General features: G+C 53.7%; 9 protein-coding genes. 2 read left to right on the top strand and 7 right to left on the bottom strand.

Features of this window, described 5'->3' with window-relative positions:
• Positions 1-34: 34 nt before the first annotated feature.
• From M4951_RS25085 to M4951_RS25065, 5 genes are all read right to left on the bottom strand, one after another.
• Positions 35-1,810 (bottom strand): class I SAM-dependent methyltransferase, encoded by a 1,776-nt coding sequence (locus tag M4951_RS25085; RefSeq protein WP_262024337.1) that lies wholly within the window; start codon positions 1,808-1,810, stop codon positions 35-37.
• A 365-nt stretch (positions 1,811-2,175) separates the two neighbouring features.
• Positions 2,176-3,279 (bottom strand): hypothetical protein, encoded by a 1,104-nt coding sequence (locus M4951_RS25080; protein WP_262024336.1) that lies wholly within the window; start codon positions 3,277-3,279, stop codon positions 2,176-2,178.
• A 54-nt stretch (positions 3,280-3,333) separates the two neighbouring features.
• Positions 3,334-4,239, bottom strand: a complete 906-nt coding sequence (locus M4951_RS25075; RefSeq protein ID WP_262024335.1) for a glycosyltransferase family 4 protein — start codon at positions 4,237-4,239, stop codon at positions 3,334-3,336.
• Positions 4,240-4,975: 736 nt separating this feature from the next.
• Positions 4,976-5,836 carry a GyrI-like domain-containing protein gene (locus tag M4951_RS25070; RefSeq protein WP_262024334.1) on the bottom strand — a complete coding sequence of 287 codons (861 nt, stop codon included), beginning with the start codon at positions 5,834-5,836 and terminating at the stop codon, positions 4,976-4,978.
• A 73-nt stretch (positions 5,837-5,909) separates the two neighbouring features.
• Positions 5,910-7,517 (bottom strand): DUF3239 domain-containing protein, encoded by a 1,608-nt coding sequence (locus M4951_RS25065; RefSeq protein WP_262024333.1) that lies wholly within the window; start codon positions 7,515-7,517, stop codon positions 5,910-5,912.
• 260 nt (positions 7,518-7,777) lie between these two features.
• Between M4951_RS25065 and M4951_RS25060 the strand changes: the two genes are divergently transcribed.
• The gene (locus M4951_RS25060) at positions 7,778-8,491 is read left to right on the top strand and encodes a DUF1003 domain-containing protein (RefSeq protein WP_262024332.1); all 714 of its coding nucleotides are present in this window, start codon (positions 7,778-7,780) and stop codon (positions 8,489-8,491) included.
• Positions 8,492-8,524: 33 nt separating this feature from the next.
• Positions 8,525-11,086: a bifunctional lysylphosphatidylglycerol flippase/synthetase MprF gene (gene mprF / locus M4951_RS25055; protein WP_262024331.1), complete on the top strand. Its 2,562-nt coding sequence runs from the start codon at positions 8,525-8,527 to the stop codon at positions 11,084-11,086.
• Positions 11,087-11,101: 15 nt separating this feature from the next.
• On the opposite strand, the gene M4951_RS25050 is transcribed toward mprF, so the two are convergent.
• A complete protein-coding gene (locus tag M4951_RS25050; protein WP_262024330.1) occupies positions 11,102-11,920 on the bottom strand; it encodes a DUF3037 domain-containing protein in 819 nt (272 codons plus the stop codon).
• Between the two features lie 15 nt (positions 11,921-11,935).
• Positions 11,936-12,709 (bottom strand): HipA family kinase, encoded by a 774-nt coding sequence (locus M4951_RS25045; protein ID WP_262024329.1) that lies wholly within the window; start codon positions 12,707-12,709, stop codon positions 11,936-11,938.
• Positions 12,710-13,060: the final 351 nt, after the last annotated feature.

Below are 13,060 nucleotides of genomic sequence, written 5' to 3'. Positions count from 1 at the left end.
ATCGAGAATCTTTCCAGGCCAGCGCGATAGCTCTCTATTTTTTCTCGGCGACGACGATATAGCATTCGGCCAGGAGTTGATTCTTGGGCGTAGTGGCCGTAATGCCGGGCGCCTGATGGTGGTTAAAACGCCAATCGGCGCCGGAGTTTTGATTGAACATCTGTTTGATTTGGAAGTATTGTTCAATTGCCGCTTCAAACGCTTTCAAGTCATAAGATCGCACATGAAATTCAGCGTCTTCTACTGGCCAGTCATTCGGCGTCGAGCAGATCAATATGCCGCCTGGCCGCAATATGCGATGAAACTCGGCGAGTAATCCGGAATCAGACGGGACATGTTCAATCGTTTCGAAGGAAGCGACGGCGTCGATGGAACTTGTCTCGAGTGGAGTCTGATCGCCAGAGGCGCACAGAAATTGAATCTTCGGATCGCCATAGGCTCGTGAAGCATATGCAACCGCTTCGTTATCAAGATCAATACCCGTGACGCTCTCGGCCCCGCCCTGATGCAAGAGAAGATGAGATCCATAGCCGACGCCGCAAGCAATATCGGCAACTCGACGACCTCGAGTCAATGCGCTGGCGAAGCGATACCGATTCTTGTGGAACTGTCGGCGGTTCTCTTTGAAGATGTTGGGAACATTTGCGTCCATGCGATGTTCACGGTTTTGGTACAACCACATTAAGTCCGCATTCTCCTGTGCCATTACCATCACTTCCATGCGACGCAGAGTTTCTCGATTCCCGATCTCTAAAGCATTCACTTTCTTTTCGAGAATCGCCAATCGTTCGAGTGTCTCTACGGGATCAGCTTGGTAGAGAATTCGCGAAAATTTTCGAATGATCGGAGTGAAAATAGCCTTACTGACCCTCGTTAGAGGTTTCTTGCGTTTTCGCTGTTGAACTGAATCTTTAGAGTTAGGGGACGCTTTGATGTTGATGCAACACTCAGCGACATTCGTGAGAATCGCTTGTAATTCTTCCGGTCCGCACTCGCTAACTTCGGGGGCCTTTGCAGATTTGCGAGCTTTGATCGTCATCAAAGTTCCGTTTCCTTCCGGATCGTGCTCAATGCTATCGACTTTTATACCGTGCCGGGCCAGCGCACGATGGATCGATTGGGGCGTGAAATAATTTACATGAGCAATTTGGAAGAATTGGATTCCCCTCAAGGCATCCGAAGATAAGTCAGGCAGTTGCAGAATTAATTGCCCAGTTGGGGACAAGCATGCGGCAATCGCCGCTAAGCAATCGCCAAGACGTGCAAAACGATTCAGCCCGTTGACGGATGTTATTAGATCGCACTTTCCTTCGTACCGCCGAACAATTTCTCCCAAATCACGATCGATGACGTCGAACCCATTCGAACGACAGTAAGCTCCGGCTTCTGTCGACTCTTCGTATCCGCAGGCTTTCACATCAGGAAAAATCTCCTTCATCGCCGACAACATGCCGCCTAGTGCGCAGCCGAAATCAAGGGCGACTTTTTCGGGAGAGGAGAAGGCGTTTTCTAGCGTACTAAGAATTGACTGCGCATGTTTTACTTCCGCTTGTTGCAATTGCTCTCGCGATTCGCGGAAATACCGCGGCCAGTATGCATCACGGTAGAACGCTTCATACCAAGCTTGCGTCGGACGCGCTCGTAAGAAACCTTGTCCGCACTTGTCGCATAAGACTGTCACCAAGCCCACATTATGCTGATCACCAACCGTCAGCGGCGTGATGCTCTCGCCCCCGCATAGAGGGCAGGGTGCGATTTCGAGGGAACCAATTTCTCCGGCTTCCCATGTGGACACAGGCTGTTCAGACATCTGGGTAACCTAAATACAGTATTCACTGGCCGACAAAAAACGACGTCGATATTTCGTTGGGACTTCGCATCTCTGTTAGGGGCGAACAAGACGCGGATGAAATCTCGCGCATATCAAAGCGCTGGCGGACATTAGAACGCGGTCCGGGCCGATACACAACCCCGATCAGCTGGGCGGTAAAACGACGCAAGATATGACCATGAAGCGATTTACAGCAAATCGTTTGCGTGTCTCAACGACATTGTTAGACGATTGTGTGAGGGGGGCTTCCACGAAATCAAAACGCTTCTCGTGCCGTCTGCTTTGAGCTTGGAGGCGGACATCGGTTCGTCGCCTATTTATGGTCAATTCGGAGCAGACGTTTATCAGATGCTTTGGGCGGACCGAAAGAGATTGAAACTCGATTTGAGGAATTCACGAACCTTGGTTTTCAGACGCTTTCGTGGCAACTGCTTTTCAGCGGCAGGTCGGAATTGCAATGGATGTTCGAAGGGAGACGAAGTGGCGACAGTACCCGATAGGGCCTGCTTGTAGTATCCGGTTCGCATTTGCGGAGAGATTTCGCTGCCATCGTTGAAGTAATTAAATGTGTATGGCCATTGGCTCGTCGTGCTAAGGTCGGAACTTGTTACATAGTGGACATACTTGCGGAACAACTGTCTCAATGCATCCGTAATCGGTGCGTCGAACTGTTTGCCGCGAGTAAAAACGTGTTCCGGGTTTGCGAAGTCGCCGCCGCTAAAATGCGCGAATATCAGTGGTTGTCCGTTAGCTGTAAAGTTGCCGTCTGCATCAACATCGATCTGTCGTTCATGCAAATTCCAGTAGCCGACGTTGGTCCCAGGATGTCGCAATTCCAGCATCTCTGGAAACGCGATCGGAACTAGGTTGAGCCAAGGCTGGTCTCCGCTAAGACGATCCCGATTCAAAGCGTAAAACTCAAGTCGAGTGCGAAACCATTCGATAAATCGCTCCGCGAGTTGCGACCTGCGAAGAGCAATGCAACCGCCGTTATAGATTCCATACTTAATCACGCCAACTTCGACCGAAAGCGACATGTCGTTGATCGTTGTCAAGTGAGGGCTGATCAGCAGCGGCGATTGTTGCAGTTGGGCGAAGATCGGTTCGAGTTTGCCGCAGACGATGATGTCGCTGTCGAGATAAATCCACTGATCGCAATCGGTGCTCGCCATCATGTAATGGTGCAAGTGGGGACGGATTGCGCAACAAAACTCAAAAGGAGAATAGTAGAACGACATTCGGACTAGAGGCTCTTGAAAATAAAGATCCTCGAGTCGTACCAGCTGAAAGGGTTCATCTTCCGGTATGAAGTAGTCATCGATCCGATCGGCCAGCAACACATAGAGCGTCAAGCCAGGCTCGTGCTCTTTCAGAGAATGCGCAAGACCCCTGGCGTACGCGAGGTGCGATTTTGTGACGATCGTGCATACGGCTCGAGATGGCTTCACTTACCTCGAAGCTCCTTGGTTGGGTTAGCAGCGTGACGAGGTTGCGAGAAGCGCTTAGTGACTGGAACTCGCGACTTGCAGAACGGGGCTATCGCCGCAATTGCAGTTAATCCACTCTTCCAGGCTACGAAACACTGCATTTGCCGATAGATGTTCTTCGGCAAAGTCGTAGGCTTGCGAGCTAGATCGACGGAGTAGATTCGGGTCGTCGATGAGTTGGAGCACATGCTGAGCGAAATGCTCGACCGTTGGCGATACAAACAAGCCGTGGCCAATCGCAATCTCTAAACCTTCCGCGCCAATGGGAGTCGTAACCACCGGACGAGCGCGGGCAAGGCCTTCAACACATTTGATTTTCAGCCCGCTCCCGCATGACACGGGATTAACAACAATGTCAGTGCGTCGATAAAACTCTTCAGGATCTGTCAAAAACCCGAGAAATTCAACCCCTTCAGGTCGAGCCGCATATTCTCGGGCGTATTTTTTGCGAAACGCATCGCAAACTTGCCCTGCGACCAAGAGCGTCACTCTTCGTTTTGTGCGAGCTCGCACCGCTGGATAAATGGCCGCGATCAAGTCCTTTATCGCTTCGACATTCGGTTCATTCGTGCTGCCAAGAAAGCCGAGAGCAATATTCGAGTCATCCATCTCGCAAGGAAGCGATACATAGCGGGCTTGCACGGGGTGCATCGCGACGAGGACTTCAGAGGTCGGAAGCAACGCTTGGAACTTTCTCGCATCATGCGATTGAATCGCGATGATTGCGTCCGCCACGCTGAGCGCATTTCGTTCGTTCTCGGCAGTGACAGGGGCAAATGACCAGAGTCCTAGCTCTGACAAAACCTGACAGCGTTCTGAGATCACATCGTGCGTATCAATCAGATATTTGGTGCGTCGACGAACATCCTCATCAAGGAAGCTGGTGAGATATGCCTGGCGCATGTATTCAATAATAATCACGTCGGGCTTTATCTGATCGACGACCGTTCGAAACCGGTTTCCCGAATTTTCGGAATACTTTTCAAAAGTCGGCAGGAAGCAACCGAAACGACGAAGAAACCGAACTACTTCCCGCCCTATTTGTCCCGCTTTTTTCCGGAAGAATTTTTGTTTGGGCAGTCGCGGCGATATGTCGTGAATCGAATAGCCCAGTTTTCCTAAAAAGAAAGTCGCCTCGGCGCTTAGCGATTCCGAAAACGCAATATGTAAATCATGGCCGCGCTCACGCAAGAAATCTGTGAGCGCCAGGATGCGCTGATGGCTCCCTTGCGCTTCGAGCCAGAAACTGACATCGGTTGCAATAAGTATTGTGAATCGTCGCATGGAAAGAAACTTTATATCGACTGCCCAGGCCCCCTTTACGTCTTAATAAATTCCCGTAAGGAAATCTGGACGTTAATCGCCGCCAAAATAATGCCAAATGAGCTACCTGGCAACCCCGTCGCTGCATCACGACAGGTCCGAGTTGATAGGGGGAATTGTGGAATGTCGATTCTGTGGGGTCTCAGTCGCGACGGGCGCTTTCCCCCCCGCGAAATTCGGTTATGGCGACTCTCCAGATTTGATTCAAGATCATTTCACAGGATTTATGCTCCGACATACGTGAAACTGCGCCAAGGCGCAGATCCGTTCATCAACGGAAGTGAAGTGAGCACAATTCAGACTTGTAAAGAAGGCTATCGCTATCTTTCTTTGCTCACTCCCCCAACGGTACGCAGATATCCGTCAGCCACTCTTCTGGCGGCAGTTGGCTGGCGTCGTTTACGTAGACTTCGTACGCCGGGAAGTCGCCGGGTTCGTGGCCGCTGTCGGGGAGCCAGACTGCGAAGAACCAGCGGTAGGCTTCGTGTAACGTGTCGTAGTGTCCCTGGTGCCGCAGAATGGCGCAGCGGCCGCTGGGGATGGTTTGCACTTGGATGTCGTCGATCGGTTGAAACGTCTCGTCGACTGTGACGCCGACATCGGCCCTTTGTTTCTCAGGGGCGGTGACGTCGGGATCGTCGTGATAGACGCCGACGCACTCGGTGCAGCCGGTCATCAAGTTGTTTGCGGCGGCGAACTGGATGATGCGGCCAAACGCGGGATTTAGATTCTCGTGATTGTATTGGCCGACGACGCGGATGTAGGCCAGCCGGCGCGAGGGTTGGATTTCGATACGAACGTTGGCCGAACTGTATTGGAGGGTCGACATGAGAGATTCCTTAATCGATGCAGGCGGATGTTCCAGCGTCTGATAGTCGCTGGGAGTGACGCCAAACGTGCGCACGAAGGCGCGGGTAAACGCTTCGTGCGATCCGTATCCAGCGTCGAGCGCAACGTCCAGCACCGAGCGACGACGATACCGCAGCGACTGAGCGGCACGCTCCATTCGCAACCGGCGGACGTAGTCATCAGCGCTTTCACCAGCGATACCGCGAAAGATTCGGTGAAAATGGCAAGGCGAATAATCGGCCGCCGCCGCCAAATGTTCCAGTGACAGATCTTCGTCCAGGTGATTCTGGATGAAGAGCTGGACGCGGAGAATCTTGGCTTCGTATCGCTGGCGTGTCGCGTTCATACGATCGAATTCTAGCCGCCGGAAAAAGTCGGATCTTGATCGTTCTTGCGAAATCGAAAATTGGCGGCTCAGGCTAGACGTCGACGTCGTAAATGCCAGGCTGAAAGGGACGCGGAATCTGCTTTACGCCCTCTTGCAGTTGTCGCCAGGTATTTTTGGAAACCTGGGACATCACATGCCGCAGAGCGGCCGGATCGCCGGAGCCGTATTGAATGGGAAGCGGCTCGAAGTCGCCCCAGCGTTTGGGTCCGTCTCGTTCTTCACCCGAAAAATCCTGCGTATAAAAAGCGGCTGCGACGACCTTCTGGCCCAGCTTGACCGGTACGCCGTCGAGCTCGCGCAGGTAGTGCGACATGATCTTGATCACCATCTGCGGATCGCCAAACCCCGTCGCATTGACGTCGGTTAACACGGCCAGCAGCGGCGGTTCCAGAGAAACTACCACGGCCGCGCAGGTATCGCCGTCCATAAAGTGATAGCGCAGAGCGCGAGGTCGCAGCGCGGCGGGAACCAACAACAGCGCCGCGAGAACAAAAAATCCCCAATGCAGCAGACCGCCCAGCGCCAGAAAGAGAAGGAGCGGAATTAACCACCACAGATATTCTATCGGACGATACGAATAGTAGCGAAACAGGCTCATTCGTACGCCGGCTGGGTGTGAAGCCGCCGCCCCAGCTGGATGTTTGCCAGAGAGCGCGAGCGTCGAGCACGAAGCATAAACGGGCTGGCCGCATTTTCGACAAGGGGTCGTTTGGCCGGCCAGGCTGGTTTCGACATCGTAGGTCGCACCGCAGGGACAATGGACGACGATCCCCTGGCGCGCTGCGCGAAGTTGTCCCGAAGCTTCCAGCTGATAAAAACTGGGACGCTGCATGTCGATCAATTCGATGATACTAAAGCTATCCATCAATCGATCGGTCGCTTCGTCATAGCCTACCTTCAATTTGAATTCCATTTCATCAAGATGCAGCGGCAGCATGTAGAGGAAATGAACCGTGTGGCCGTCATGCTCCATTTCCCAGGCCGCTTCATCAAACATGATCGGCGGAATGAACATCCAGCAACCCATCGGCGTGCTGGCGTCAAACTCTTCCGGCGGATTGCCCCCGGGGATCGTGTGCGACACGGTAAAGAAGGTTTCGTAGTCGTGTGGAAAGCGGGCCAAAATTTTCATCCAGCGAATCGGCCAATAGTTCGCTTCGTCTTGGAAGGCTTTTTCCGTCAGGGGCCAACTGGCCGGCAGGCAAAGAATCAGTTCGGCGTAGGCCAACTCTTCGGCGCCAGGCGGCGTCGTCATGGGACGCTCGGCCATGCCAGAGGTGATGAGCGTGTAGTACGGACGATCTTGCGTCGGCTTGACGTAGAAGATGTCGACATGCACCGTTTCCGAAATGATCTCGTGAAATACGGATTCGACCGGGCCGATATGCTTTTCGATGTGTCGGCTTACCGCTTCGATCAGATCATCATCTCCGGTCGCGATCTCAAACCCTTGCTTCACCTTGTGCGAATGATCGTACAGCGTGCTGCCGCCGATCGAATTTCCGGCGAGCTGCGCCTCGCCTTGCTCGGGAACGGTGATCGCGGCGCCGCAAGCTTTGCAAGTGGTTTTACGGCCGACGTGCTGGTCGTCCACTTTGAAACGTTTACTGCAGACCGGGCAAGCAAATTCGATCGGCATCGAGAGAACTCCGCACGCAGTGGAAGAGAGATCGCAAGTTGGCTCCGAAAGCAAAGTGCCGCCGGGTCGTTTGATCATACCCCCTGCTTTGCGGCGACGCAAAAAATCGACGATTTGCGCCAACCGGAGATTGGTTGCAGCGGAGCGCAGCGTATGGTCTGCTTCGACAACGTTTTCTTTTAAGGTCGTCTAGGCGCCAAACGACGGCGGCGACTGGCCGTCGCGAGCGGTCGCATTTTCGGGGAGCCTGCGAGGTTCAAATGGCGAAACGCAAATTCGAAATCCGTTGCGATATCTGCGGCAAGTCGTTCTCGGCCGATGCCGTTCTGCCGGCCGATTTGGTCCGTGCTTCGGTGGGCAAATTGATCGAGCAAGCGTGTCCTGCCTGGAACGACGCGAGCCACATCTGCGTCGCCGATTTGAATCGGTTCCGGGCCGACTATGTTCAGCATTCGCTGGAGACCGAGCGGGGCGAACTGTCAGTCTTAGAAGACCAGGTCGTCGAGAGTCTGCGACAGCACGAGATTTTGGCGGAAAACCCCGACGAAGAATTTGAAGAGCAAAAGTCGCTCGGGCAGCGACTCGCGGATCGCGTCGCTAGTTTCGGCGGCAGTTGGACCTTTATCCTGCTGTTTGGCGCGGTGCTGGTCGTCTGGATCATGTTGAACTCGATCACGCTGCTGACGACGCCGTTTGATCCCTTTCCCTTCATTTTGCTCAATCTGGTGTTATCTTGTCTTGCAGCGATTCAAGCGCCGGTCATCATGATGAGTCAGAATCGTCAAGAGGCGAAAGATCGCCTGCGGGCCGAACATGACTATCGCGTGAATTTGAAAGCGGAGCTTGAGATTCGCCATCTTCACTCAAAACTCGACTTGCTGCTCACTCATCAATGGCAAAGGTTGTTGGAGATTCAGCAGTTGCAAACCGATCTCTTGGAAGAGATCGCCAGCCGCGGGTCTGGTCGATCGTAGCGACACGTCGTGCCGAAAGTGGGAACAACGGGAATGAAACGGCTGCTTTCACGATTGACGCCGTTTGCGGCGGTTTTGATATTTTGCGGCGCCGCCTGGCTGTTGGGGCATGAGCTGCGAAACTACCATTGGCGCGACGTTCGGCAAAGCTTGAGCGCAATGCCGCCGCTGAAGATTGCGCTGTGCGCGGCGCTGATGATTCTCAACTATGTCGTTCTGATCGGTTACGATCTGTTGGCGCTGAAAGCGATCGGCCGGCGGTTGTCGCTGCCGCGGGTCGCTTTTGCATCGTTTACGGGGTTCGCCGCGAGCTATAACTTTGGCGCGACATTAGGAGGGGCGCCGGTTCGTTATCGCTCTTATTCGGTGCTAGGGCTCTCGTCGGTCGAAATTTTGCAGTTAACGCTGATGCTCGGCGGCACGTTTTGGATCGGCGTGTTCGCGGCGGGAGGGCTCGCGTTCGTCTTCGATCCGTTCCAGATTCCACCCGACCTGCATCTGCCGTTCAAAACGGTCGATGGCTTCGGCTGGGTGTTGCTGGTGATCGCGGCCAGCTACATGCTGATGACCTACTTTTGGAAAAAGCCTTTTCACGTCGCAGGACAAGAGATTCGCTTGCCGGGGCCAGAGATCGCAGCGGCGCAACTGGGCGTTGCGGTGGCCGATATTGTCATCGCGGCCGGCTGCTTATTCGTGCTGTTGCCGTCTGATATCGGAATGAGTTATCCGCAGTTTTTGGGGGTCTTTTTGTTGGCGTCGATCGCCGTCGTGTTGACGCACGTGCCAGGCGGGATCGGCGTGTTTGAACTGGTGATCCTCACGTTGACCGAGTCGACCGCCAAAGATGATGTGGTTGCGGCGCTGCTAGTTTTTCGCGTGATTTATTATTTGCTGCCGTTGTTCGCGGCGATCGTTTTGTTGGGCGCCCAAGAGTATCGCGTCCATCGCCAGCATGTCGATCCGATGGCGATGCAAGCGGTGCGAATCGCCGCCGCCGTGTTGCCGACCCTGCTTGCGTTCGCCGCATTTTTGGCTGGCGTGGTCCTGCTGCTCGCGGGCAATACGCCGGTCGTGGGAGCGCGCATTACCGAGCTGAAGCATTATCTGCCGCTGCCGTTTTTAGAAGCGTCTCACTTTTTGGGCAGCGTCGCCGGCGCTGCGCTGTTGCTGACGGCGCGGGGACTGCAGCTGAAACTTGACTCGGCCTGGTGGGCCGCGACTCTCTTGCTGGCAGCCGGCGTCGTCACTTCGCTGCTCAAGGGGTTTGACTACGAAGCGGCGATCTTGTTGTCGCTGGTGCTGGCCGCGTTGCTGGCGAGCCGCGGCCGCTTCTATCGCAAGGGCTCGCTGGTGCAGGAGCGGTTCACGCCGGGCTGGATCGGCATGCTGGCGCTGGCGCTTCTCAGCGCTCTCTGGCTCGGTTTTTTCAGTTATCGTCATGTCGACTATCAGAACGACCTGTGGTGGGATTTCGCCTTTCACGGCGATGCTCCCCGCTTTCTTCGCGCCAGCGTCGGCATCGCGGCGGTGCTATTGATCTTTACCGTCTGGAGACTCCTCTCTCGTGCGCCAGGTCCGCGTACGCAGCCGCCGACAGCCGAAGAGATGCAAGCGGTCCAAGCGATCGTCGCCCAAGCGCCGCGCGTCACGTCGACTCTGGCGCTGCTGGGGGACAAACGCTTCTTGTTTAGCGAGGATCGCAGCGCGTTCCTCATGTACGCGGTCGAAAAACGATCGTGGATCGCGATGGGAGATCCCGTTGGTCCGGTCCAGCAGTGGCCAGAGTTGATCTGGAAATATCGAGAGCTGTGCGATCACTACGACGGTTGGCCTGTCTTCTACCAGGTTGCGCCGGAGAATCTTTCGATCTATCTCGATCAAGGTTTGACGTTGTTGAAACTGGGGGAAGATGGTCGCGTGCCGGTTCGCGACTATTCGATCGCCGGCAGTCACTACAAAAATCTGCGCTCCACACGCAACAAGCTGCAAAAGTCAGGCTACACGTTTGAAATCATTCCGCATGGACAAGCGACCGAACTGATGCCGCGACTCCGCGAGATCTCGGACGGCTGGCTCGCCGAGAAACATGCGGTCGAAAAAGGGTTTTCGCTGGCTTACTTTGACGAGGCCTATTTGAGCCATTTTGACATCGCCGTGATTCGAAACGAAGAGAACATCGTCGCGTTCGCCAACATCTTGGCGAATCAACCCAAAGAAGAAGCGTCGATTGACCTGATGCGGTACGACTCTTCGATCCCCGGTCTGATGGACTTTTTGTTCATCGAACTGCTGCTCTGGGCGAAGGAGGAGGGATTCGAATGGTTCAACTTTGGCATGGCGCCGCTGTCTGGGATCGAGGATCGCCATCTGGCGCCGCTCTGGAACAAAGTGGCCGGCCTGGTCTATCGCCACGGCGACCATTTCTACAGCTTTGAAGGCCTGCGGGCCTACAAATCCAAGTTCAAACCGATCTGGGCTCCCCGCTATCTGGCGTCGCCAGGAGGTTGGGCGCTGCCGCAAGTATTGGCCGACGTGACGCGATTGATCGGGCGCCATCGGCCGGGGGCGGAAAAGCAGGAAGAAGATCAGAGTTAGATATCGTATTTCAAGTCAGTTTTCGACGTGCATTATCTTGCCGGTCCGTCGAATTTCGTCGATAAGCTCCGGTAATTCTTCCGTCGAATAGAGTTTGACATCGTTTGCTTGAAGAACGCGACGTACTGCTGCAGAAGACTCTTTATCTCCCTCGAGAAACTGTCCTACGACAACAAGTTTTTGATGCCCGCGGGCAGGGTCTTTATAGTTATAAATCGATCGACCCTCGACAGCCCATTTGAATGCGGTGCTCAACAATGCGTCTGGCGTCGCGCCTTGAAAGCGCGCCGGCGTGATTAAATTGAAGCGACCATTTTGGAACCCGAAGGGAATTTCGATCTCTTTTTCCAGAATGGGAACTTCCACTTTCATCTCATGAACGATCCGATCGCCGATTCCAGCGTCGAGAAATCTTCGATCTAACTGCTTCGTGAGATTCTCTCGTTTCGCAGGCCCGGGAGTTTCTCCGACAAGTTCATTGTATAAGGCTTGCAGGTCGTCCGCCGCATTCGTAACACGAATTGGTTTTGGATCGGACAGCTGGATAGCATTTGCACGCGTCGCGATGAACTTTTGCAGCGCCTCTAGCGAATCGATTTTGGACGAGCCGTTCGCCAAGGATTCTTCGAGCGACTTTTTGATCGCATCGATTCGTTTCCAGTCGTGACCGATCTTTCCAAAAAATTTCTTGATGCGGCGATTGCTTTTTGATGTCAATGCTTGAAGAAATCCGCTTTGCGGACAAAACAACAAAACGCCTACATTGGCCGCTTCAAAACGACCAAGATCGGGACAGTACTGAATAACGCTGTAATAGCCTTTTTCGGTGGTCATTTTCTCTCAGCTCCTTTACAAATCTTCGTCAAACAGTTGCCCTTGCGGCCAGATAATGCGCTTTGCATTATCCGCCACATAGCCCGCACGTCTGACAATCAGATCAATCAGAGCATCCGCTACTTGTCTTGAGACTTCCCACTCTACGGGGATAACGCTTACAAACTCACGAACTGTCGGCTCATGAATCAATTTTAGATCCGCTGCGGCATCTGCGACAGCATCTATTCGTAAGTACTTACGAAACTCAGGGAACAGTCCGAACGATCGCTGAACTCGAATTCTGTCCAGATGCGACAGCTTTGTCGTCCACTCACGCCCACACGAGAAACAGTGCGTATGGTCCATCGCCTTCAATAAATACTCCCCCTTTGGAGCTTCTCCACTGAGGAACACATTGTCTCTATTTATTCTTGTCTGTGGAACGACAGAGTCCAGTCTTTCGGAATAACGGTCGCAATTCAAAACCCAGGTATCAAATACTACCAATCGGGAAATTGCCTCCGGATTCATCAGCATCTTCAGTTGGCGTTCACCACCGTTCCAGGGCGCTCCAGATTCTTCTTGAGTGATATATGCCGGACCTTGTTCCGCATTTCTTTCAAATTCCCCACTGGGATTGAAAAATGGTATTTCCGTAAACTCGTCGACACGGACGATTGCCCAATCAAAAACCGGCAACTTAAACCAAGCCGCCAACTGTGTAGCAACTACTTCAGCTGCTAAGGTATGCGGTCCCTCGGGCCCTCCCATTGCTTTCAGGTATCCGCGACCTGAATCGGTGTCCACTAGCGCGGTTCGTGCGCTACTTGAGAAACCACGTATAAATCGGCGAATTTCCGTTGGCTGCCATCGTTGGCTCATCATCAAATACTTTACGTGATGTTCTGAACACCTTTGGTCACGCTGCATTCGGATCGTCTGATCATACCCCCTCTTTAGCGGTGACGCAAAGTGACGGTATTCCTTTACGAAGGCGGTCTTCTTCAACCTTAAATCCCCCTGAAATCTAACTTTACGTCCGCGTGAAGTTCCTGCGTTCTTAGGTGAACCTAGGGGGCTTTTGGGGGTCTCGTCTACTTGTTCCCGCTTACAGCGGCAGCTATCATGCGGGTTTATTCTGACTCTACTGGGAGAAAC

This window comes from Blastopirellula sp. J2-11 (assembly GCF_024584705.1).
GTDB lineage: Bacteria > Planctomycetota > Planctomycetia > Pirellulales > Pirellulaceae > Blastopirellula.
Note: the sequence above shows the minus strand (reverse complement) of the source record. Positions and strands in the feature narration are given on the sequence as shown.

Coding starts and splice junctions, on each gene's coding strand:
- M4951_RS25085 (WP_262024337.1), bottom strand. CDS start 1,810: ATGTCTGAACAGCCTGTGTCCACATGGGAAGCCGGAGAAATTGGTTCC.
- M4951_RS25070 (WP_262024334.1), bottom strand. CDS start 5,836: ATGAACGCGACACGCCAGCGATACGAAGCCAAGATTCTCCGCGTCCAG.
- M4951_RS25065 (WP_262024333.1), bottom strand. CDS start 7,517: ATGCCGATCGAATTTGCTTGCCCGGTCTGCAGTAAACGTTTCAAAGTG.
- M4951_RS25060 (WP_262024332.1), top strand. CDS start 7,778: ATGGCGAAACGCAAATTCGAAATCCGTTGCGATATCTGCGGCAAGTCG.
- mprF (WP_262024331.1), top strand. CDS start 8,525: ATGAAACGGCTGCTTTCACGATTGACGCCGTTTGCGGCGGTTTTGATA.
- M4951_RS25050 (WP_262024330.1), bottom strand. CDS start 11,920: ATGACCACCGAAAAAGGCTATTACAGCGTTATTCAGTACTGTCCCGAT.